Genomic DNA, 21729 nt, shown 5'->3' with positions numbered 1-21729 from the left:
GAATGAATGTTATTGACTGGAATTCCCGACCAGCGGGCGGTACTCAACTACTCAAGCAAGAGAACGGAAGGCAACGTGTCGGGAGCTTCGAGACGAAGCAGCGTGTAGGCGGGGCCGCAAACACCGTCGAAAAACGTCGGGTTCACGAACTCGCGGGTGTGACCGGGTAGAGATAAGATTCCGTCGCGCTCTCGGCGAGCGAGACACCTCGATGCGAGTTCGTCCGCGAGTGTCCCATCACAGCCAGCTCGGCGCGAGCCCACGAGGAGGGCTTCAACGCGACCGAAGTTCCCACAACAGAGATTGTCAAGGTGCAGCGGTTCGGCTGTTCCGGTTTTAGTCAGCGCATCCCCTGCCTCGGAGATGAGTGCGTCGTTGCCGAGTTGCGTCCCGATTCCGATTCGACCGAGCGCAATTCCAGTCCGTCCGTGACACCAGCGGTCCTGATAGGAGTCTGCAGTCGCTGAGCGCGGCCAGTTGGTGCGGGACGGGGAGTACAACGCCGACTCGAAATCGATTGCCTCTCGGGCTGCGTCGGCATACCTTGGGTCACCAGTCGAGGCCGCCAAGCGCGCAAGCGCGTACGCTATTCCGCTGGAACCGTGTGCAAACCCGGTGAGTGGTACGCTCCTCTCAGTCGTTTCCCAGACGAAGTGGCCAGCAACGTGGGTCCGAGCGTTGAGGAGTCGGTCGCCGCAGTCGACCGCCAGTTCGAGGACGCTATCGTTACCGTATCGTTCGTGGTACGCAAGCAAACCGTGGAGTGTCCCCGCGACGCCTGCTACAACATCGAGGGAATCGGCGTCGGTGATATCGTCCGCGGAGAGTGTTCGAGTCGCCGCCAGCGCAGCCTCCCGGTAGCTGTCGTCACCAAGGAGGTCAGCAACCACCGAAAGGACGTAGACGACCGAGCCGATTCCCTGAAACCCGCCGTGCTCGGCGGGAATCGATCCGCTAGCGATGCCGTCGACAACCGAGGAGAGAACCTCGTCGGCCAGTTCCAGGTAGTGCACTCGGCCGGTCGCATCGTACAGGGCCGCCGCGGTCAGCGCAATGCCGCCGGTTCCCCAAAACAGGGAGTTGTCGGCCGGATAGAGGTTGATCCCCGATTCGGGGACGATAGACACCCAACCCGGACCGCCGCCCGCTTCGACGCGTGCGTCGACCGCGCTGTCGAACAGATCGACCGCCGCCTGCTCGTAGCGACCTGTCGAGGCTCGCCGCCGAAGCTTCTGTTCCGATTGTTCAGTCAGCTCCGGGGGGGTACATCCCGCCGTCATTGATTCCCCCAGTGCCTGCCGAATCAACCACGTCTGGCGACGGCGATCAGTCTCACTCATCCCATCGAGTCGTTGCCGAACGAACTCATATCCCGTTTTGTCGGCGACGACATCCAATTGTTCGTCGCGGTAGAATAGCGCTCGCTGATCGGTACGCGACGCAAATCGTGGGATATCGAGATCTCGGAGCGCACGTCGTTCGGAGTCGTACAGCGACCAGAGTCTGTCCGTCTCCACGGTCCCGTCGAAAAACGGCACCGCAAGTCGCTCGTACTCGACGGTGAGTCGAGCACCGTCTCGGAGCGAGTTTCGAGCAGCGGCCGACCGAAGGATCGAAGCGTATCGACCGGTGGACCGATACAGCAGTCGAGTGTTACCCCCGGCGACCAGTTCTGGGTCTGCGACGTCGTTGAGGAACCTCCCGGTCTCGTGCAGTTCGTGGATGGTTTCGTACGCCTCCTCGAACCCACCGACCAGCGCGTCCACGTGGTCACTCGGCGGATGGTCTACGCCGCTGACGGACGGTGTGTTGGTGTATGGATCGACTGTCACGGCTTCCATGTCGACCGCCATAACGTCCGTGTTGACCGCCTCGATAGTCGGGCGAGACTGGTTCGGGAGTGCCGTCTCCTCGCTATCGCTTCCCAACCCGGCGACCTTATCCGCGAATCGCCTGCCGTGTGCTTCTCGGGGATCGCCGACGGAGAACGGCAACATCACGGACAGGAGGACGGACCGATCAACCGCTGCGCTCGCTTCAGTTTCGAACGGCTTCGCATCCGACTCTACGTGGGGGTGGAAGATTGTCTCGCCGTCGACGACCGTGGGCGTCGCCCCGTCGACGAGTAGGTTCTCGTAGTGACAGTCGGTGAAGTTGAGCACGTAGGCGAGACACAAAAGCGACCCGGCACGTTCGTAGTAGCGGTCGGCCGCAGATTCGTCAGGGAGGTCGCGGTATTCGACGAGCTCCATCCACCCGTACCCGTCGCGTGGAAGCAACGACGGCGTCTCGAATCTTGGCGTCGGGAGATACTCGTCCAACCGATTGAGAATGGTGTAAAATGTGACTTCACCATCGAGAGGCCGTGGTTTGTAGACAACCGACCCGTCCTCGAATGAAACTTGTACCGGAACTCGACCACCAGCGTGGGTATCCGTAGTAAGCGGATTAAGGTCAGTCACTGACCCCTCAATGCCGAACCGCTGCCGCAGGGCTTCACGGTCAGTCTGCAATCGTCGGCACAACTCTTCGACAGCGCTCTGCCAGTTATCGAGAAGGGTCGTCAGCTGTCGCGCAAGTACCGGGTACTCCAGACATAGATTTTTGAATCCCTGTCCGAGCATCGCCTCGATAAACTGTTCGTAGTACTCCGTAGATGGCTCAGAGACTGCAGCAGGATTTGTCGCCGCCAGTTCTGGGTCGTGAACCTCGACGAAGCTTTTGAATTCGACGTACAACACCCGGACACAAAGCGACCGAAGTCGATCCACGAGTTGTCTCTCCATCGACGAAACCGCCGCCATCGAAACGACCGTTTGGGATAGTTGGTCGCAGGCGAAACTGGCAATCGCGGTGAGTAGTTCTCCGAAGGGGGTCTGGTCAGGTGTCGAGACGGATTTTCGGGTTATTTTAGTACACGTGCCGACGTGTTGGACTAAATCCGACAACGTATCAACCCAGTCTGGAAGTGGCTCAGTTTCAGGCCAGTGGGTCGCTGCGATTTGTTCGCGGACAGCCGTTTCCGTAAAGCCATCGTGTGCGAGTCGGGCACGGAACGACTCGTCATCCGGGAATAGATGCTTCCATTCGTCGAAAATCTCCGTAGGATCGATTGGCGGCGGCGAACCGGCGCTGTTGGCCGGGCCATCGAGACGCTCTGCGAGTGTTCGTGCACGCCCAGCAATCTCGTGCCGCTCCGATTCCGTGAGTACAGTCCCCATCGTGTAGACGCGGTTCATTCTGAATATAATGTAGTATGTATGATTGGTTTATGAATTATTGTCCTGAAGAGACGGGGAGGAGCAGTCAGAGGTCGTCGGTGTCATCACGAATTGGATGGTGTCGGAAATTCGGCCTGAATAACGTCGTCAAGGAGTTCGGTTCCACGGGTCGCAACAGCAACACCGCCGACCATATCAAACACGAGGTCAAGCAACGTGTCTTCGAGTCCGTACTGAACTAACACGGGCTCACCCCCGTGTAGGAAGGCGAGGCGGCTCACGGCGAATTCGAGAACCTCCCACAGAACTCCGAATGCTAACACGAACAACACGATATATACGAACATAAACCGGGGTGGAAGCTCGATTGCCCCACCGTGCGAATCTACTATCCGCGCGGTGGAGTAGCCGACAGCGGCGACGACTGAAGCGGACAAGCTGTGGGTAAGGTGGTCCCACCACCACACTGACTGGTACGGATTCAGCGGCGTCCATGGAACCCCCACCATTCCAAACGCGTGGAGAAACACGGCGGACGTAATCCAGAGGGACAACCGAGCATCGAGGCTGACGTCGTACTCTCGTTCGAGAACGGCGGGAAGATGCGTCACGCACAGTGCAACTACCGTATTAACGATGATGCTCGAATCACCGTCGTAAAGCCCAACGAGTAGGATACCGATTAAGGATACCTGCATCGCTCGCGCGAGTCGGCGCTGACGGGACGCCGAAAGGCGGGGAAAGTTCCAGAGCTGTACCATAATGTCACTGGAGGCCAGCGCCGGTCGAATGCGATGGACGAGACTGCAAGCACGGGGGACTCGCGGTGACAGAGGAGCTACTCATCCGAACTCCCACCCAGCGTGGTCGAGAATAATTCTTCGAAGCGGGTGAGGAGATGGTCGAGTTCCCGCGGCGCACCAGTTCGAGTCTCTTCGACCTGCGTATAGACGAGGACGGCACCGAGAGCGGAGACAATTCCGCCGAACGCGAACGGAACGGCGTAACCATAGCGAATCAAGAACCCAGATGCGAGCGGCCCGATAGCAGTTCCGAGCCCGAAACTCATCGTCAGGATAGATAGTTTAGTTCCGGATTCTCCTTTCGCCGCCAAGTCACCAGCGAGTGCCAATGCGGGTGCGAATACCATCGCTGCTGCCGCTCCTTGAGCGAACCGCGCGGCGATCATCTGCCACGGTGCAGTGACGAATCCTTGAAGGAACGTCACGGGGGCGAACAAGAGGAATCCGCCGATAATGAACGGGCGACGCCCGTACCGGTCGCTCGCCCTCCCCACGGGAATTTGCGTAATCAACTCCGCCACAGTGAACGCAGCGAACTCGACACCAAACAAGGCGGCATTTTGACTGAGATGGTCGTTGATAACCGGTTGGATCGTCGAAAAGAGCGCCATACCCGTCGCAACAAACAGCGAAGCAAGGCCAAGTGTGAAGAGAGGATCGAGCAGGGAGTCATCGTCAGCAAACACGGACAACGCAAATCCCGAGTCGCTACTCGGCGAAATTGTCTCCGGATCAGAAACGAACACGGACACGATAAACGCGCTTACGATTGCGCCCAACGCTGGGATAAAGAAAGCAGCGTCGAATCCAGAGAGAGTAACTCCGACGAGGGGCACTGCGTAGGACTCATTGCTTACGACTGCTCCCGCAATAAGAGGCCCTAATCCGTATCCAATGAGGCGGAACACGTTGAAAACACCCATATCTCCACCGCGAGTTTCTGCTGTCGCGAGTTCGTTTACGAGTGCCACCGTCGCTGTAACCGTGAAAGCGACACCGATACCCTGCAATGCTCTGATAGCGAGAAGCGAGGGATAACTCTCCGCCCACGAATATGCGAAGTTAGCAACGGCTAAGACCGCAAGACCGACGAGGATGAACGGCTTTCGCTTGCCAGTCGTGTCAGAAAGTCTCCCGGTGATTGGCTGAATAGTACTATTTAGGAATCCAAAGACAGAGAGGATAAGTCCCGTGACGAGTGATTCAGTGAGCCCAAACGCACTGCCAGTGACGCCACCCTTGGCGATGTACAACGGGAGGACGACGATAAGAAACGAGTTGCAAAATGCATCGACCATCCGAGCGAGTGCCAACGCGAAAAGGCGACGGTCTATCCCAAACATGGTGAAATCAGAGCCCTCCTGACCATGTATCACCAATGGGGGACTGTTTCAGGCGGGTGCGTAGCTTGCTCCGTGACTTCTTCTGATTAAACGAATAGCGTCTTGTCTCAGATATCCGAATCATGCTATGCTAACTAACCAGTTAGTTAGATAGCTAATAAAATTTCTGGACCGACACTCGAAAGCCGACGAAGTTACGTTCTGTCGGAGGTACGCAACTCGCTCAGAAACTGGTCCTGGAGGGCGTCTCGAACCTCTTCACCGACACACTCCCGGTTGGTCGTACTGTAGTAATCACGGCCACCCATAATCGCAGCCAGAATTAGTGTCGCCGTCTGCTCCGAATCGACTGGATTGAAAACCCCTTGTTCGATTCCATCGTCGATGATGGTGGTCAACATGTCCTTCAACAGTTCGTAGTTCAGCGTGAGTTGTTCTCGATACGAATCGTTGTGAGGAGCGTGTGCACGAACTTCGAGAAGCGCTGCAGGAAATCCGGGAGCCGTCTCATCTGAGGTATCGTCGTCAAATTCTAGTAGTAGCCGGTCTACGAGTGCACTCAACCGGGCATCCGGGTCGTCAATCGTCTCGAAATCTAAGCGTCGGATAAACCGGTCGAGAAGATAGTCAAGAAATGCGACGAGGAGTTCGTCTTTCGTATCGTAGTGGTAGTGTAAGACAGCTTTTGTTTTATCGAACTCGTCAGCGATTGCTTGCATCGTGAGGTTCGCATACCCGTGCTTCCGGAGGGCTCGTAATGTCGCCTCCATGATTTCTTCCGCGGTGTCCGATGGTCCTTGATCTGCGTCGGTGTATTTCATACAACAATATTCGCGGGGAGAAGTATAGACTCAATGCTCCGAGACCGATTCCTAAAGATGACCGGTGCCTGACGAAATCCGGTCTACGCGAGTCAGACACCGATCCAATAAGACCGGGTTGGAGGAGCAGTACTAAAACAAGTCAAGAAAGCACTCGATTTTGCTTATAATAACCCCACACCCTATGGTCGAGATGTTACTGGAGTCGGGTTCGATTTTCGAACGAGCTAAAGCATGTCAAACATCAGCCCGCTGGTACTCGGCTCGGGTATTCGACAGGATACACCTGACCGAAGCGACTGGTGCCGAGCCAAGACATGGAGTGAGCACCCATGAGGCGAGAGACAGTCGCCATCTTGCTGCTGGTCGTCGCCGTGCTCCTCCCGATGTGGTACGTTGCACTGCACGGAGAACCACCGAGTGAGCAAGTCGAAATCGACCAGAGCGTCACCGAGATGCGCCCACTACAGGAAATCGTCGACACGCCCGAAAAGCTCGCACCGAGTCAAGTTGGCGTCATTGTCTGGGTTGCGCTGTTCGGGTTGGTCGGGGTACTCACCGCAGTCCACCGGTTCATGGACTCGGCGGTCCGGGCTAATCGTTCGGACGATACCACAGTCACAGACGGTGGACAGGTCGGACTCCCGTGGTTTTGGACTGACGACCGATGGGTCGTGGAGTATCGTGATGCCTCGGACGCCATCGAGGGTATCGTGGCGATGGGTGGACTGACGATACTTGCTATCGTCTTTGCGACGCTGTTTACCGGCGAATACCTCACACTCGCGCGGACGCAGTACTTCGGCGTCTACGCGATGGGGATGTTCGTCTCACTGGCCCTGCTCACCGTCTCGTATTATGCGTGGTTCCTTCCCCACGTCGAAGTCGCAGAACGGAGGGGACACTGATGGAAACAGACAGACAGGGTTCCGAGTCAGGAGCCTGCGACGGGTGTTGTAGCGACTGTTCAGATGAGGGAACACAGAGTCAACAGCCAACTATCTTCACCGATACGCGCGCATCGCTCGCCCGTCGCGACTACGCCAAACTACTCGCCAGCGTCGGTGGGTTGACGGCTGTCGCGAGCCTCACAGCACCGCTAGCTGGGCTGACGCGGGTGTTCGAGCGCGAGTACACCGGCCCTGTGTACTCTGACGGCATCTATCTCGTCGACGGCGATGGAAACCGAATCGAAGAAAAGGCGCTGTCGGAGGGTGAGAAGATGACAGTGTTCCCCGAGCCGCGACCGGGAATCGAGAAGGCACCGACGCTCCTCGTCCGGCACGCGGAGGACGCCTACAGCGACGCCGTCAAAACGGAATACATGGTCGCGGGCTACACGGCCTACTCGAAGGTCTGTACCCATGCAGGCTGTATGGTCTCTAACGAAGAAGACGGGACGCTCGTGTGCCCGTGTCACTTCGGGAAATTCGACCCAACCGACGGCGCGGCGGTCGTCGGTGGACCACCGTCGCGGGCGCTCCCGCAACTTCCGATTACCGTCTCCAGCGAGGGGTACCTTATCGCCACGGGCGATTTCAACGGGCCGGTCGGCCCGGGTGGTGACTGATGTCCCGAATCGACCGACTCGCCGACCAGAGCGCGGACGCCGGAAACCGTGTGTACGACTGGATGAACGCCCGATTCGACCTGGATAGCGGCCGTAAATTCCTCGGCAAGGCCTTCCCCGCAGAAGACTCGTTCCTTCTCGGAGAAGTCGCCCTGTTTTGTTTCCTGCTTCTCGTCCTGACGGGGATGTTCCTCGGGATGTTCTTCGAACCGTCGACGAGCGATGTCAAGTACGAAGGAAGCGTTGCCAAGTTCCAAGGAGAGGAGGTTCCGGAAGCGTTCGCAAGCGTCCTGCACATCACCTACGACATCCCGTTCGGGATGTTCATCCGGCGGATGCATCACTGGGCAGCCCACCTGTTCGTCGCCTCCATCGGGCTACATATGCTCAGGGTGTTCTTCACCGGAGCGTATCGAAACCCGCGTGAGCCGAACTGGGTCGTCGGCACCGCTCTCGCTGGACTCTCGATGGGCGCAGCCTACACTGGCTATGCGCTCCCGTTCGACGAGTTCGCCGCGACGGCGACGGGCATCGGCTACAACCTCGCAACGTCGATACCACTCGTGGGTGAAGTCATCGGGAAAGCGTTCTTCGGCGGTGAGTTCCCGTCGAGTGCGACGATTCCTCGGCTCTACTTCATCCACGTCCTCATCATCCCCATCGCAATCGGGGTGTTGCTGGCGATTCACATGATGATTCTCGTCCGGCAGAAACACACCGAAGCACCCCGTGACGACGACGTTCGAGGACTCACGCCGAAGGGTGGACAGCCAACAGATGGAGCCGTGACGAGTGACGGCGGAACCGAGTCCGTCGTCCCGAAAGAAGACGACAGCGTCGTCGTCGGACTACCGGCGTTCCCGAACCAGACGGCTGTGAGCGCAGTCGTCTTCTTCCTCACGCTGGCGACGGTCGCGATGCTGGCCGGATTCCTGCCAGTTCACAACATCGCGGAGTACGGGCCGAACAACCCCGCCGGAACGCCGGAACTCATCATGCCGGACTGGTTCCTGATGTGGGTGTACGGGCTCTTGAAGCTCCTGCCATCGTGGATGAGCTTCACGATTCCGGTCGTCGGCATCCACATCTCGACCGAGTTCGTCGGCGGCGTCCTGCTTCCGACGCTCGTCTTCGGTATTATCGCCGTGTGGCCGTTCGTCGATTACCACGACAAATCGGTTCACTTCACCGCAAACCCGCTGGACAGGTCGTGGCAGACCGCAGTCGGTGTCGCGGCGGTCCAGTTCATCATGATTGCCTCCATCGCGGGCATGAACAACCTCCTCGGTCGAGCACTCGGCGTCGGGACGGGCGTAATAAACCCGATTCTCACCGTCGCGTTGTTCGTCGTCCCAATCGGGTCCGGCCTCCTGACGTACCGGATTCTAGAGGACAGCACCGAGCAGGAGCACGCCAGACAGTACACGGAACAGGCAGAGGAGGCCGACGATGACTGATGCCGATACTGGAGCAGTTCCGACGAGAAGTATCGAACTGTCGGCACGGACGTATCGACACCTCGACCGCGCGAGTAAACTCCTCGGTGTGGCGCTCGTCGCTCTCGGCCTCGACATGGGCGGCGACACGCTCACCGGGGTCGCACTCGGCGTGCTCGGCGTGGCACTGGCACTAGCGACAGTTTTCGTACACACAAACCAATGAGCCGAAACGACGCATCCCAACTCGACGACGGCGAGACGACAGCCGAATCGCCACCAGACGACCAAGCAAACGACGCGCCCGAAGTCGGTGACCCGCCGGGAGACCCGGTGGACGCCGATAGTGGAGTCTCTCGACGGACCTTCCTCGAAGGAATCGGCGTGGCGTCGTTGCTCGGTATCGGCACCTCCGCAGCCTCCGACGACAGTCTCTTTCAAATGGGCGGGCTGAAACCCGTCGACGACCCCATCGGCAACTACCCCTACCGCGACTGGGAGGACCTCTACCGCGAGAAGTGGGACTGGGACTCGGTCTCCCGTTCGACCCACAGCGTCAACTGCACCGGCAGTTGCTCGTGGAACGTCTACGTGAAAAACGGCCAAGTGTGGCGAGAAGAGCAGTCGGGGGACTACCCGCGCTTCGACGAAAGCCTCCCGGACCCGAACCCACGCGGCTGTCAGAAAGGTGCGTGTTACACCGACTACGTCAACGCCGACCAGCGCATCAAACACCCGCTCAAGCGCGTCGGCGAACGCGGCGAAGGAAAGTGGAAACGCATCTCGTGGGACGAAGCGCTCACAGAAATCGCAGAACACGTCGTCGACGAGGTGGAGGCTGGTCGGTACGACGCCATCAGCGGTTTTACACCGATTCCAGCGATGAGTCCGGTTTCGTTCGCCAGCGGCTCTCGACTCGTCAACCTGCTCGGCGGCGTCAGTCACTCGTTTTACGACTGGTACTCCGACCTCCCACCGGGGCAACCGATTACGTGGGGGACGCAGACGGACAACGCCGAAAGCGCCGACTGGTACAACGCCGACTACATCATCGCGTGGGGGTCGAACATCAACGTCACCCGTATCCCGGACGCGAAGTACTTCCTCGAATCGGGGTACAACGGGACCAAGCGCGTCGGCGTGTTCACCGACTACTCGCAGACTGCAATCCACACGGACGAGTGGCTCAGTCCCGACTCGGGGACGGACACTGCCCTCGCGCTCGGGATGGCACAAACCATCGTCGACGAAGGGCTGTACGACGAGGCGCACCTCAAAGAGCAGACGGATATGCCGCTTTTGGTCCGGCAGGACACGGGCAAGTTCCTTCGGGCAAGCGACGTGCCGTCGGTCAACACCGACGCGGACCGTCCCGAGTGGATGCTCCTCATGCTCGACTCGAACGGGCGAATCCGCGAGGCACCGGGGTCCCTCGGCGAACGCGACGGGCAGAAAGACTACTCGAAGAGCATCGAACTGGACTTCGACCCGCAACTCGACGGCGAAACAACGGTCCAAACCCAAAGTGGGCGCGTTCAGGTCCGGACCGTCTGGGCCGAGTTACGCGACGAACTCGCCAACTGGGACCCGGAGATGGTCCACGAAGAGACAACAGTTGGAAAGGAGACGTACCAGCGAATCGCCCGCGAGTTCGCCGAAGCGGACAAGGCGAAGATTATCCAGGGCAAAGGTGTCAACGACTGGTACCACAACGACCTCGGCAACCGCGCGCTGCAGTTGCTCGTCACCTTGACCGGCAACCTCGGTGAGCAGGGAACCGGCCTCGACCACTACGTCGGGCAAGAGAAGATTTGGACGTTCCACGGCTGGAAGACGCTCTCGTTCCCGACCGGGAAGGTCCGTGGCGTACCGACGACGCTGTGGACCTACTACCACGCTGGCATCCTCGACAACACCGACCCGGACACCGCGGCAAAGATACGAGAATCCATCGACAAGGGCTGGATGCCCGTCTACCCGGAAGAGAGGGATAACGGCTCTCGGCCGGACCCGACGACGATGTTCGTCTGGCGTGGCAACTACTTCAACCAAGCCAAAGGCAACGTCGCCGTCGAAGAGCAACTGTGGCCGAAACTCGACCTCGTCGTCGACATCAACTTCCGGATGGATTCGACGGCGATGTACTCGGACATCGTGTTGCCGACGGCGAGCCACTACGAGAAACACGACCTGTCGATGACGGATATGCACACCTACGTGCATCCCTTTACGCCCGCGGTCGAACCGCTGGGCGAGTCGAAGACCGACTGGCAAATCTTCCGCGAACTCGCACAGAAGATTCAAGAGGTCGCCACCGAACGCGGCGTCGAACCCATCTCGGACCGCAAGTTCGACCGCGAAATCGACCTTCAGTCGGTGTACGACGATTACGTCCGCGACTGGGAAACCGGCGAGGAGGGCGCGCTCGCCGAAGACCGCGCCGCCTGCGAATACATCCTCGAACACTCCGAGGAGTCGAACCCGGCGGACAGCGACGAACAGATTACGTTCGCGGACACGGTCGAGCAACCGCAGCGACTGCTCGAAGCGGGTGACCACTGGACCTCAGATATCGAAGACGGCGAGGCCTACGCGCCGTGGAAAGACTTCGTGCAGGACAAAAACCCGTGGCCGACGGTCACCGGCAGACAGCAGTACTACATCGACCACGACTGGTTCCTCGAACTCGGCGAGGAGTTGCCGACGCACAAGGAGGGACCGGAGAACACGGGCGGTGACTACCCCATGGAGTACAACACACCCCACGGACGGTGGGCGATTCACTCGACGTGGCGGGATAGCGAGAAACTGCTCCGTCTCCAGCGGGGCGAACCGCTCCTCTACCTCCACCCGGAGGATGCCGAGGAGCGAGGTATCGAAGACGGCGATTCGGTCGAAGTGTTCAACGACCTCGCGGAGGTCGAATTGCAGGCGAAAATCTATCCGAGCAGTCAGCGCGGCACGGCTCGGATGTACTTCGCGTGGGAGCGGTTCCAGTTCGACAGCGACAGCAACTTCAACTCGCTGGTGCCGATGTACATGAAGCCGACCCAACTGGTGCAATATCCCGAAGATTCGGGCGAGCACCTCCATTTCTTCCCCAACTACTGGGGGCCGACGGGGGTCAACAGCGACGTTCGAGTCGACGTACGGAAAGCCGGAGGTGGTGACGAATGAGTACTGACAGCGATGCCGAGACGGTCGACCTCGCAGACGGCGTCGACCACCAGGTCGCGATGGTGATGGACCTGAACAAGTGTATCGGCTGTCAGACGTGTACAGTCGCGTGCAAGTCGCTGTGGACCGAAGGCGGCGGCCGCGATTACATGTACTGGAACAACGTCGAAACGAAGCCCGGGAAGGGGTACCCGCGCAACTGGGAAGAATCCGGTGGCGGCTGGAAATCGTCCGAGCACAAGGAGCGTAAGCCCGGTCAGATACCCGATAAGGAGGACTACGGCGACGCGTGGGAGTTCAACCACGAGGAGATTATGTACAACGGGAGCGACCGGCCGCTTCGCCCCGACAGCGACCCCGAATGGGGACCGAACTGGGACGAAGACCAAGGTACCGGCGAGTATCCCAACTCGTACTACTTCTACCTCCCGCGTATCTGTAACCACTGTACGCATCCGTCCTGTGTGGAAGCCTGCCCGCGGAAGGCCATCTACAAGCGCGAAGAGGACGGCATCGTCCTCATCGACCAAGAGCGGTGTCGCGGCTACCGATACTGCGTCGAAGGCTGTCCCTACAAGAAGGTGTACTACAACGCGACCCAGAAAACGTCCGAGAAGTGCATCTTCTGTTACCCCCGAATCGAAGGCGAAGGGCCGGACGGTAAGACGTTTGCCCCCGCCTGCGCGGAGGACTGCCCGCCACAACTCCGCCTCGTCGGGTTCCTCGACGATGAGCAGGGACCCATCCACAAACTCGTCGAGGAGTACGAGGTGGCGCTGCCGCTGCACCCGGAGTACCAGACGCAACCGAACGTCTACTACATCCCGCCGTTCGCGCCGCCGCAGCACTCCGAAGACGGTGAGTCGGTGGACGTAGACCGTATTCCGCGGAACTACCTCGAAGAACTGTTCGGCGAGCGCGTCCACGACGCCCTCGACACAATCGAGAGAGAACGCGAGAAAGTCAACCGCGGTGGGGGAAGCGAGCTACTCGATATGCTGACAGACACGAATCCGGCACGAAAGTTCCGATTGGAGGTGTTCGATGATGATTGAGCGTAGCGAAATCTCATCGAGCTCGCTGAGACGGGAGTCTCAGCGGTGTTTGACGATGACTGAGCGTAGCGAAGCATCGTCAATCTCACCGGAGCGAAACTCCGGGGAAAGTTCGATAATGAGTGAGCAAGGTGGGCCGCTCTGCGGCTCAAAAATGCGAGCGGGCTGTGCCCGCGAGCAGAGCGAAATCTCGTCAAGCACGCCAGAGCTTACTCTGGGGGTGTTCGGCGATGAGTAAGAAAAGCGAAAAGCGAGCAACAGCAGTCGCGGCAGTCGTCGTCTGTCTGGTCGTGCTGCTAACAGCAGTCGGTCCAGCGATGGTTACGGCGCGACCGGCGAACGAGATTCCGGTTGAATCGGTATTAGCCGAAGACCAGCCTCAGCAACCCACGAGCGAGGCCTGGAATAGCGTTCCGGCCGTCGAAGTCCCGATGGCCAGCGCGCCGAGCGGGCTTCCAAACGCCAGTGACACGTCCATCGAGACACTTCGTGTCCAATCCGCCCGGACAGAAGAGCGACTGTACGTCCGTCTCTCGTGGGCGGACGGAACTGCCGACCGCAACATCTCGGGACCCCAACAATTCGTCGACGCCGCCGCGGTGCAGGTCCCGGTCAACACCACCGCACGACCCCCGATTTCGATGGGGAGCACCCGTAACCCCGTGAACGTCTGGTACTGGCGCGCCGACGGCGAGACCGAAGAACTGCTCGCCGGAGGACCGGGAACGACGACGAAGTTCGAGCAGTCTGCCGTCGAGACGAAAACGGCGTACGACGACGGTCGCTGGACGATTGTCATGTCCCGCGAACTCAACTCGGATGCGGAAAACCGGACCTCGTTCGCAGCGAACGACGACGTCGACGTGGCCTTCGCAGTGTGGAACGGGTCCCAGATGGAACGGTCGGGACGGAAATCCGTCAGCGAGTGGTATCATTTCCCGTTCGGGCCCGGCCCACAGGGACCGCCGTACGAGTCGATTCTGTGGACGGTCGCCGGACTCGCTATCGTCGGTGTCGCACTGGTAACGATTCAAGCGGTACAGAAGAACGGAGGTGACTGAGATGAACACGAAAGCAAATTCGAACGGTGACGCCGGGTCCGAACCGCCGCAATTGGAGCGACTCGACCCGAAGCAAATCGACCGCGAGACCACCGCCCGGGCGGGAATCTACACCGTCATGGCTACGCTACTCGACGAACCCGACGATTCGGTCTACGCTCGACTCGCGTCCGGCGATACCGACGCCGCCGTTCGGGACCTACTCGACTCGACCGGATTGTCGGTCGAGCCGCCGGATTTGACCGTCGACGACGACCACGACACCCTCTGTGCGAGATTCAACGACCTGTTCACGGTGGGCTACGCGGAGTACACGGACCGAACCGACGGGTCACTCGACAGCGAAGGGCCGCGAATCTCGCTGTACGAGACATCCTACCGGCCGGAAGCGGCCTGGAACGACGTGAACCTCGATTTGGCACGGGCGTACGACTACTTCGGTCTCGAAATCGACCAGTCGGCCCGCGACAACCACGATTACCTCCCGTATCAGTTGGAGTTCGCGGGGTACCTCGCACGGCTGGAGGCCGCGTCCTCGGACGACGCTGCACGGGCGAGACTCGACTTACACGACCGACATCTCCACGTCGTCGCCAGCGGACTCGCCGACCGGATGGCCCAAGAACCCGGCGCGAAACTGTACGGCGAACTCGCCTCGTTTATCGACCGATTCGTCGCCGCCGACCAGCAGGCTCTCGCCGAGCGATTCGAAGGGGGTGACGGCGGGTGAGCAATCAACAAAGCGAAACCGCTTCCGACGCCGGAAGCCGCCTTGCAGCGGCTGCCACGCGTTTTTCGAGCGATTCGGCGGTTCCGACGCAGACACTTTCGGGAGCCGTCGGACTCGCACCAATCGCGCTGATAACGCTCTATCGCTTCGTTTACAACGTGCCGGGTGGTCTCCCGGACGGTGTCCCCGAGTTCGTCGCTCAGTTGTACCCGTTCGCCATCGTCGGACCCGCGGTTGCGGGATTCATCCTCGCAGCGACTGCCCAGACAGTTGGCGAGCGAGTTGGACTAGCCTTCATCGGCGGATTCAGTCTGGTTTCGCTCGCGTCACCGACGGCGTGGTATCCTGCCGCAGTTGGGACCACCGTCGGCGGGTGTCTGGTCGTCTGGACGCGATTGGCTCGGCTGAGACAAACAAAGGACACGAAAGCAGTGGTGCACGCCGCTCCTGCGGGTCTGCTCGTCGGCGGCGCGGTTGTCTCACTCGCGGCGACCGCAGGAATCTCGCCCGCGACGCTCCGGCCGCTCGGCTCCGGGATTGCACTCGTCGCCGTCGGGATGACGCCCGCCATCGTCGGCTGGGACCGCACCAGCCTGTTCATCGGGGCTGGCGCAGGTATCCTCACACTCGGGTTCGCAACGAGTGTTCCCTACGTGGCTGGCGCAGTGTTTCTCGTCGGTGGCGGCGTCGTCGGTGCACCACTCGGACTCGTCGTTCTCGGCGTCGGTGGCGGGGTTTCCGGCCTCGTATACGGACTCCGAGAGAGCCGGGTAGCAGGCGCCTTCGGCGCAGCGCTCCTGCTTGCGTCCGGTGTTCCCTCGACGCTGCTCCGAGCGGCGGGCGTGCTCGTCGCTGTCGCACTGTTCACAACCGCTGTCGGAAGTCACGCAACTGTCGAACGAGGTGAAACCCTATGAGAGACGAAGAAGAGGCGACTGACGGACCGCCGGACCCGCAACTACACCCCGAGCGGAGTCCGGGGTTCGGAACAGAGCCTGCGGGCTTCGAAGACATCGAAGTCGACCGCGACGTGACCATCGGCGAAGCGTCGCTCGCAGAACTCGGTGCCAGTGACACTGAACCAGTCGAAAACGACGCCGTTTCCGACCTGCTCGCCTCGCTCGCCGGCGACGACGTTATCGAGCGCCGTCGCGCCGCACTTGCACTCGCAGAACGGGAGCAAGACGAACGAATCGTCCGCGCGCTGCGCAGCGCCGCGACGACCGACGACGACGCCGAAGTCCGACAGTTCTCCGTCGAGGCGCTTGCCAAACACGGTGGCTCACTTGCGGCCCAGACGGCGCGAACGCTGACCGACGACCCAGAACCGTGGGTTCGGGCGGAGGCCGTCGTCGCACTGGACCGACTAGACCGAGACGAACACGAAGACGTAATCGCGAGCGCGCTGGACGACGAACATCACGCCGTTCGCCGAAACGCCATCGTCTCGCTGTTCAAACTCCGCGGGGAAGACACGCTCTCCGTGCTCGTCGGGGCGGCAGACGACCCGAGCGAGCGGGTCCGGGAGTGGGTCGCGCATCTACTCGGCGGCATCGACCACGAACAAGCCGACGAGACGCTGGTGGAACTGACCGACGACGAGAGCAGTATCGTCCGAGAGACCGCTATCCGCGCACGCGAAGTCGATGCAGGAAGCTTTCGCCGGCAGTTTACCGGCGTGCTCGACGAAACCGACCGCACGCTTCCCGGAGAGGACGACCTCAATCGAACTCCGAACCTCTGAGTATGACTGAGAACCCACTACCAAATCCCAAATCGAGCGATTCGGATGCCGACACCTCTACGAACGAGCAGGAGACGACACTGCAAGACCGAGTCGAATCCGCGTTGCAAGCGGTGAGAGACCCCAATGCCGGCGTCAACGTCTTCGAGGCCGGACTCATTGAGTCACTCGACATCGAGGGCAAGCGCGTGACCGTCGAAGCTGCGGTCACCGAATTCGGTGACTCGAACGCGACGGGAATCATGCAGGCAATCGTCAGGGCAGTTCGCGACGTGCCCGGCGTCGAGAGCGCCCACGTCGAACCCGTCGCACCCTCCTCGGAGGGCGGCACCGGCGGTGTTTCCGGATTCGACACCATCATCGCCGTCGCAAGCGCGAAAGGTGGCGTCGGAAAGTCTACTATTTCGACTGGTCTCGCCTGTGCGCTCGCGGCCGGCCGGTCGACCGGACTGTTCGATGCCGACATTCACGGGCCGAACGTGCCATCGCTTCTCGATGCGACCGGACCAGTCCACTCGGACGGGGAGGGAAACCCACTCCCCATCGAAGTGACTGACTCGGGGACGGGCCTCGACGTGATGAGCATCGGCCTGATGGAGACCGGGGCACCGCTCGCGTGGCGCGGTGCGATGGCGCACGACGCACTGACGGAACTCTTCACGAACACTGCGTGGCGTGCCGACGACACCTTGGTCCTCGATTTGCCGCCGGGAACCGGCGATGTCGTCTTGACCACGCTTCAGGAGGTCTCGGTCGACGGCGTCGTCGTGGTGACGACCCCATTCCAGTCGAGTCTCGAAGATACCGCGAGGAGCATCGAACTGTTCCGGGATAACGAGGTCCCGGTGCTCGGTGCGGTCGTCAACATGGGCGAGTTCTCCTGTCCATCCTGCGGCGATACCCACGACCTGTTCCCGGGAAGCGAACACGAAGAAACGCTTGACGCGCCGGTACTCGCCGAACTGCCGTTTGCGACACGGCTCCAAGAGACGCCAGCGCCCGGTGACGTTGCGCCGGAGATGATGCAACTCGCCGATACCGTCGTCGATGCGGCGGAAACAGCTTGGGACCTCGCTGTCCCGGACAACGCGCTCGACATTCGCGGAGCAGCGCCAGAAGCGCGTCGACAACTCGTTGCCGAACGGTTCACGTCGCTCGAAAGCGGAGACACGTTCACGCTCGTCAGCGACCGCGACCCGACGCCAGTGAGGGAATTCCTCGGTGGACTAACCGACCGAAATCCCGGAGACATCGAGGGATTCGAGGTCGAGCGCCAGACGCCGAGCGACTGGGTTCTTAGGGCGACGAGACCGTAACTAATGGCAATGACCGACCGCACCAGCAACGAATCGGACTCGCGTTCCGATACCGCCGACAATCCAGATGCGGGCAACACCGACAATCCGGATGCGGGCAACGCCGACAATCCAGATGCGGGCAACGCCGAGGGCGACCGCCCCGAAATCGACATCGCGGTCGTCGGCGACGAGCGACTGTCGCTCACCCGAAGCGATTTCGAGACGTTTCCAACAGTCGAGTTTGAGTATACCATCGTGTGCGACTCTGGCAGCCGAACCACCGCAACATGGACCGGGGTTTCCCTTTCCGACCTTCTCGACCGCGCTGGCATGCCGCCGGAGACGACGCACCTGCGAGTGACGAGTACCGACGGCTACACGGTTTGTGTCGATATTGCCTCGGCACTAAATTCACTCGTCGCGTACGCCCGCGACCACGAGTCGCTCGGTGCTGTTGAACAGTACGCCACGCGATTCCTCGGCCCCGGAATCGACGGGTCGCGGACGGTCAAAGGAGTAGCCCGAGTCGAACCCATTACACTGGCGTCGGGGACAGACCCCACCGAGCGAGAGTCCATGTCGCTCGACGACCCATCATACGGATGACTCGGGTGCCAGCGACCACGGCTGTCGTCCTCGTGGAGGTCGAAGCAGTCGATTCGGTGACGACCCGAAAGCGGCAGCGACGCTCGGCGGTCGGCCACTCGTCACACGGGTCGTCGAACAAGCCCACGCTGCGACCGGACGAACACCGGTCGCCGTCGCCGGGTCGCAAAACAAGCGGGCGGTCGTCGAGGATGCGCTCTCGAAAACTACTGTAATCGTCGTCCTGACGACCACTGTCTTCGCTCGCTCGTTTCGAGACTGCCAGCCGATACCGTCGCGCCGACAGAGCCGCCCGACGGTGTCGACTTGCGACAATCGACGGTGAACGTAAACACCCCTGCTAAACTCGCTTCGCTCCGCCATCGAATAGATGCCGGATGCAGCCGAATCGTCGAATAGCGCGGAGGAGAGTGTGAGTTGGCTCCGACTCGTGAATATGTTCGGCGCTGAGGCTACCATCTACCCCGTTAAACGAGTAACCGGGGTCGGTTGAAATCGACGGCCATCGATTTACTATCCCGTGTGACCGACACCCCGGACATCTTTCTGCTTGTGTGTCTCGAATCCACAGCAACGGCTCTAGCACGGGACCCACGATTCCGAACGTGTTCGCTCTCAACGCTTAGTGCCCCGTCGTCCTAGTCAGTGTAACCGAACACTATGCGCGAGGCGCAACCGCGGTTCGATGAGAGCAAACATAGCGAGTCTTGGGACTGGTGGACCGGCAGCGTAGCTCTCCAACGACTCACCGGCCGAGGGTTGCGATGACGGGGGCAGGGCGAAGTCGCTGGTCCCGTCGATTCATTATCCTCAGCGCCGCGTTTCTCGTCGTCTGGCGATTCGGGGCGCTTGTCGGCATCTCACGCCGGGTCGAGGTCACAATCGCACTGTTCGGATTCGTCTTTCACGTGGTCTTCGGCATGGCGTACTTGCTCGTCCCGTCGTACTTCGGGACCATACTTGCGACAGACCGCGTGCCAGCAGCACACCTCGCAGTATCTGTCTCCGGAACGGTACTCCTAACGGCAGGTTCGCTCCTCGACATTCCGGCATCCGTGGAATCGACTGTTGAGTCGGCTGGGGTCCTTCTCTGGTGTGCGGGCATCGTCGCGTTCCTCGCCGCGCTTCTGTGGTCGATTCGGGACCCCCTCCTCGGCGGCGAAACGGGGACAAGTTCGCACAGGTCCGACCACGAGTGGGTCGACCGGTACGCCAACCGGTTTATTCCGGTTTCGTTCGCGTACCTCGCGGCTGGCTCGTACGAACTACTCGCCCGTGTGTCGCCGCTTCCGGGACTCACAGACGGCTACATGCCCAGAGTCACACACCTCTTAGCAGCGGGATTCGTCGTGCTTCTCGTCTTCACGCTCGGTGTTCGACTCGCACCGCGGTTCTTGGGCGTTCCCGCACCGAAGGTTCCGACAGGTATCGTCCTCCTCACCGGCGCGGTCGGTCCCGCGCTTATCGCGTTCGGATTAACTAGCCGCTCCGTGCTCGTCGCGGGTGCTCTGGCTGAGGCGGTGGCATTCGTCGGCTTCACAGCAGTGTACCTCGTCATTTATCTTCGGTCGGACCGGCGGCGAGTCGGGTCCGGGAGCATCCTAGTGGGAACGGTTAGTGGTGTCTTTGGAGTCGCAATCGGTGTGACCGTCGCGGTGGGTCCGCTGTTCGGGTTACAGCCATTCTCGCTGGGGATGGTTCAAACGCATCTGCAACTCAACCTCTTCGGTTTTCTCGGCCTCGTCATCGTCGGCTTCGCCGTCCAGTTCTACCCACCGACGGCAGGTCGATTCCGCGGTGCGAACGAGCGGACCGCTCGAATCGTAATCGGCACGCTCGCGGTTGGATTGGGAACAGTGGCTGTCGGTCGAGTTCTCAGTCAGTCGAGTTTCGTTACACTCGGAAACGGACTCGCACTCGTCGGCGCGGTCGGCTACGGATATCTGCTTACGCGCCTGTTAGTCGAAATCGGGTCACGTCGAGCCAACTGAGTCCAGTCACAGCATCCCTGCCCAGAACTCCAAGCAACACCCCTGCCCAACTCCAAGCAACATCACCGAGAAGTGATGGTGATGTGCCACTCGTCGGCCGCGACCTGGGACGTTTCGTACTCGAAGCCCCGTTGTTCGAGCACGTCGTAGAGCGGGACTGGCTCGAAGCTATTGACGAGCAGGAACGATTCATCAGCGGTCAGTCCGTCGACGGCGGCCATAATCTCGCCAAACGGTTCGCCATCGAGGTCTCTGACATCGAGTGTGTGTACGGCATCTTCCGAATCAGTGTGGGCCATATCTCAGTGTTTGCTAGCGACGTAGCTGTCTCTTTTCCCGATGATGTTCGGTCTTCTCGACTGACGTTCGGCCCATCGACTCACGTATCGTCCGCGTACAGCGAGTGGGCGATGACGGCGAACCCGGCCACGGTGAGGGAACTCTCGACGACCAGCGCGTGGTCGTACGAAAGCGGCATGAGTTGATGGACGATACCCGCAACTAACGACCCTGTCGTGACGAGCGCGAATCCGAGGCACAACGACCGGAGCGCGGACGTACCGCGCTGTCTGTACGCACGAAAGGTCACGAACGTTACGAGACCACCCAACAGCAACGTCGCGGTTTTCATCCCGACGACCACCGCGATAAGGCCGTTCATCGTTGACTCGGCTTCCGGGTGAGCACCCATCCCTCATCGAACACCCCGGAACGTGTCCATCTGGCCGCTGGTTCACCGCTGGCAATCGACTGTCGTGTGTCGATACCACGTCGGTCTAAAGTCAGATTCGTTATCATGGTCGTGTTCTCTCAGATACCGCCCCATCGAGTCAGCACGAGGCATCTCATCTCTACCGGGGGAGTGACTCGAAA

General features: G+C 60.4%; 19 protein-coding genes and 1 pseudogene. 14 read left to right on the top strand and 6 right to left on the bottom strand.

The genetic code is table 11. The features are described from left to right. Positions 1-47 precede the first annotated feature (47 nt). The 4 genes from HFX_RS15990 to HFX_RS15975 form a co-directional block, all read right to left on the bottom strand. Positions 48-3239 carry a type 2 lanthipeptide synthetase LanM family protein gene (locus HFX_RS15990; RefSeq protein WP_004056317.1) on the bottom strand — a complete coding sequence of 1064 codons (3192 nt, stop codon included), beginning with the start codon at positions 3237-3239 and terminating at the stop codon, positions 48-50. Between the two features lie 86 nt (positions 3240-3325). Continuing rightward, complete coding sequence (locus HFX_RS15985) at positions 3326-3919, bottom strand: hypothetical protein (protein WP_004056319.1); 594 nt, start codon at positions 3917-3919, stop codon at positions 3326-3328. Between the two features lie 140 nt (positions 3920-4059). Continuing rightward, entirely contained in the window at positions 4060-5367 is a 1308-nt protein-coding gene (locus HFX_RS15980; RefSeq protein ID WP_004056321.1) for an MFS transporter, read from the bottom strand. Positions 5368-5561: 194 nt separating this feature from the next. After that, entirely contained in the window at positions 5562-6188 is a 627-nt protein-coding gene (locus HFX_RS15975; protein WP_004056322.1) for a TetR/AcrR family transcriptional regulator, read from the bottom strand. Between the two features lie 332 nt (positions 6189-6520). Between HFX_RS15975 and HFX_RS15970 the strand changes: the two genes are divergently transcribed. The 14 genes and pseudogenes from HFX_RS15970 to HFX_RS15905 all read left to right on the top strand — a co-directional run bounded on the left by HFX_RS15970 (position 6521) and on the right by HFX_RS15905 (position 20856). Next, positions 6521-7096 carry a hypothetical protein gene (locus HFX_RS15970; RefSeq protein WP_004056324.1) on the top strand — a complete coding sequence of 192 codons (576 nt, stop codon included), beginning with the start codon at positions 6521-6523 and terminating at the stop codon, positions 7094-7096. Then, positions 7096-7758: a Rieske 2Fe-2S domain-containing protein gene (locus HFX_RS15965; protein WP_004056326.1), complete on the top strand. Its 663-nt coding sequence runs from the start codon at positions 7096-7098 to the stop codon at positions 7756-7758. The genes HFX_RS15970 and HFX_RS15965 overlap by 1 nt, the downstream gene beginning before the upstream one ends. Then, the gene (locus HFX_RS15960; RefSeq protein ID WP_004056328.1) at positions 7758-9215 is read left to right on the top strand and encodes a cytochrome b; all 1458 of its coding nucleotides are present in this window, start codon (positions 7758-7760) and stop codon (positions 9213-9215) included. The genes HFX_RS15965 and HFX_RS15960 overlap by 1 nt, the downstream gene beginning before the upstream one ends. Further along, positions 9208-9420, top strand: a complete 213-nt coding sequence (locus HFX_RS15955; RefSeq protein ID WP_004056330.1) for a hypothetical protein — start codon at positions 9208-9210, stop codon at positions 9418-9420. Before HFX_RS15960 ends, HFX_RS15955 begins: the two co-directional genes overlap by 8 nt. Continuing rightward, positions 9417-12371, top strand: coding sequence for a nitrate reductase subunit alpha (narG, locus tag HFX_RS15950; RefSeq protein ID WP_004056332.1), 2955 nt, complete (start codon positions 9417-9419; stop codon positions 12369-12371). The genes HFX_RS15955 and narG overlap by 4 nt, the downstream gene beginning before the upstream one ends. Beyond that, on the top strand, positions 12368-13426 hold the full coding sequence (gene narH / locus HFX_RS15945; protein ID WP_004056335.1) for a nitrate reductase subunit beta: 1059 nt from the start codon (positions 12368-12370) through the stop codon (positions 13424-13426). The genes narG and narH overlap by 4 nt, the downstream gene beginning before the upstream one ends. Positions 13427-13656: 230 nt before the next feature. Continuing rightward, a complete protein-coding gene (locus HFX_RS15940; RefSeq protein ID WP_004056337.1) occupies positions 13657-14487 on the top strand; it encodes an ethylbenzene dehydrogenase-related protein in 831 nt (276 codons plus the stop codon). Between the two features lies 1 nt (position 14488). Then, positions 14489-15217: a molecular chaperone TorD family protein gene (locus HFX_RS15935; protein WP_004056339.1), complete on the top strand. Its 729-nt coding sequence runs from the start codon at positions 14489-14491 to the stop codon at positions 15215-15217. Next, positions 15214-16134 (top strand): hypothetical protein, encoded by a 921-nt coding sequence (locus tag HFX_RS15930; protein WP_004056341.1) that lies wholly within the window; start codon positions 15214-15216, stop codon positions 16132-16134. The genes HFX_RS15935 and HFX_RS15930 overlap by 4 nt, the downstream gene beginning before the upstream one ends. After that, positions 16131-16961 carry a HEAT repeat domain-containing protein gene (locus HFX_RS15925; RefSeq protein WP_004056343.1) on the top strand — a complete coding sequence of 277 codons (831 nt, stop codon included), beginning with the start codon at positions 16131-16133 and terminating at the stop codon, positions 16959-16961. The genes HFX_RS15930 and HFX_RS15925 overlap by 4 nt, the downstream gene beginning before the upstream one ends. Before the next feature lie 2 nt (positions 16962-16963). Continuing rightward, the gene (locus tag HFX_RS15920) at positions 16964-18277 is read left to right on the top strand and encodes a P-loop NTPase (protein ID WP_004056345.1); all 1314 of its coding nucleotides are present in this window, start codon (positions 16964-16966) and stop codon (positions 18275-18277) included. Positions 18278-18280: 3 nt separating this feature from the next. Next, positions 18281-18865 carry a molybdopterin-dependent oxidoreductase gene (locus HFX_RS15915; protein WP_004056347.1) on the top strand — a complete coding sequence of 195 codons (585 nt, stop codon included), beginning with the start codon at positions 18281-18283 and terminating at the stop codon, positions 18863-18865. A gap of 94 nt (positions 18866-18959) precedes the next feature. Beyond that, a pseudogene (locus tag HFX_RS20365) lies at positions 18960-19190 on the top strand (hypothetical protein); the annotation flags it as partial. 439 nt (positions 19191-19629) lie between these two features. Then, positions 19630-20856: a hypothetical protein gene (locus HFX_RS15905; protein WP_004056351.1), complete on the top strand. Its 1227-nt coding sequence runs from the start codon at positions 19630-19632 to the stop codon at positions 20854-20856. A gap of 62 nt (positions 20857-20918) precedes the next feature. Here HFX_RS15905 and HFX_RS15900 read toward each other — a convergent pair whose 3' ends face one another. Further along, on the bottom strand, positions 20919-21155 hold the full coding sequence (locus HFX_RS15900; RefSeq protein ID WP_004056352.1) for a DUF2249 domain-containing protein: 237 nt from the start codon (positions 21153-21155) through the stop codon (positions 20919-20921). An 80-nt stretch (positions 21156-21235) separates the two neighbouring features. Further along, positions 21236-21517, bottom strand: a complete 282-nt coding sequence (locus HFX_RS15895) for a DUF7521 family protein (RefSeq protein ID WP_014732655.1) — start codon at positions 21515-21517, stop codon at positions 21236-21238. Between the last annotated feature and the right edge of the window lie 212 nt (positions 21518-21729).

Source organism: Haloferax mediterranei ATCC 33500 (assembly GCF_000306765.2).
Lineage (GTDB): Archaea > Halobacteriota > Halobacteria > Halobacteriales > Haloferacaceae > Haloferax > Haloferax mediterranei.
Note: the sequence above shows the minus strand (reverse complement) of the source record. Positions and strands in the feature narration are given on the sequence as shown.

Excerpts from the sequence above, each read along its gene's own strand:
- HFX_RS15925 (WP_004056343.1), top strand. The coding sequence starts at position 16,131 with ATGAGAGACGAAGAAGAGGCGACTGACGGACCGCCGGACCCGCAACTA.
- HFX_RS15900 (WP_004056352.1), bottom strand. The coding sequence starts at position 21,155 with ATGGCCCACACTGATTCGGAAGATGCCGTACACACACTCGATGTCAGA.
- HFX_RS15960 (WP_004056328.1), top strand. The coding sequence starts at position 7,758 with ATGTCCCGAATCGACCGACTCGCCGACCAGAGCGCGGACGCCGGAAAC.
- HFX_RS15895 (WP_014732655.1), bottom strand. The coding sequence starts at position 21,517 with ATGAACGGCCTTATCGCGGTGGTCGTCGGGATGAAAACCGCGACGTTG.
- HFX_RS15985 (WP_004056319.1), bottom strand. The coding sequence starts at position 3,919 with ATGCAGGTATCCTTAATCGGTATCCTACTCGTTGGGCTTTACGACGGT.
- HFX_RS15915 (WP_004056347.1), top strand. The coding sequence starts at position 18,281 with ATGGCAATGACCGACCGCACCAGCAACGAATCGGACTCGCGTTCCGAT.
- HFX_RS15940 (WP_004056337.1), top strand. The coding sequence starts at position 13,657 with ATGAGTAAGAAAAGCGAAAAGCGAGCAACAGCAGTCGCGGCAGTCGTC.
- narG (WP_004056332.1), top strand. The coding sequence starts at position 9,417 with ATGAGCCGAAACGACGCATCCCAACTCGACGACGGCGAGACGACAGCC.
- narH (WP_004056335.1), top strand. The coding sequence starts at position 12,368 with ATGAGTACTGACAGCGATGCCGAGACGGTCGACCTCGCAGACGGCGTC.
- HFX_RS15905 (WP_004056351.1), top strand. The coding sequence starts at position 19,630 with ATGACGGGGGCAGGGCGAAGTCGCTGGTCCCGTCGATTCATTATCCTC.
- HFX_RS15920 (WP_004056345.1), top strand. The coding sequence starts at position 16,964 with ATGACTGAGAACCCACTACCAAATCCCAAATCGAGCGATTCGGATGCC.
- HFX_RS15965 (WP_004056326.1), top strand. The coding sequence starts at position 7,096 with ATGGAAACAGACAGACAGGGTTCCGAGTCAGGAGCCTGCGACGGGTGT.
- HFX_RS15990 (WP_004056317.1), bottom strand. The coding sequence starts at position 3,239 with ATGAACCGCGTCTACACGATGGGGACTGTACTCACGGAATCGGAGCGG.
- HFX_RS15970 (WP_004056324.1), top strand. The coding sequence starts at position 6,521 with ATGAGGCGAGAGACAGTCGCCATCTTGCTGCTGGTCGTCGCCGTGCTC.
- HFX_RS15935 (WP_004056339.1), top strand. The coding sequence starts at position 14,489 with ATGAACACGAAAGCAAATTCGAACGGTGACGCCGGGTCCGAACCGCCG.
- HFX_RS15980 (WP_004056321.1), bottom strand. The coding sequence starts at position 5,367 with ATGTTTGGGATAGACCGTCGCCTTTTCGCGTTGGCACTCGCTCGGATG.
- HFX_RS15955 (WP_004056330.1), top strand. The coding sequence starts at position 9,208 with ATGACTGATGCCGATACTGGAGCAGTTCCGACGAGAAGTATCGAACTG.
- HFX_RS15975 (WP_004056322.1), bottom strand. The coding sequence starts at position 6,188 with ATGAAATACACCGACGCAGATCAAGGACCATCGGACACCGCGGAAGAA.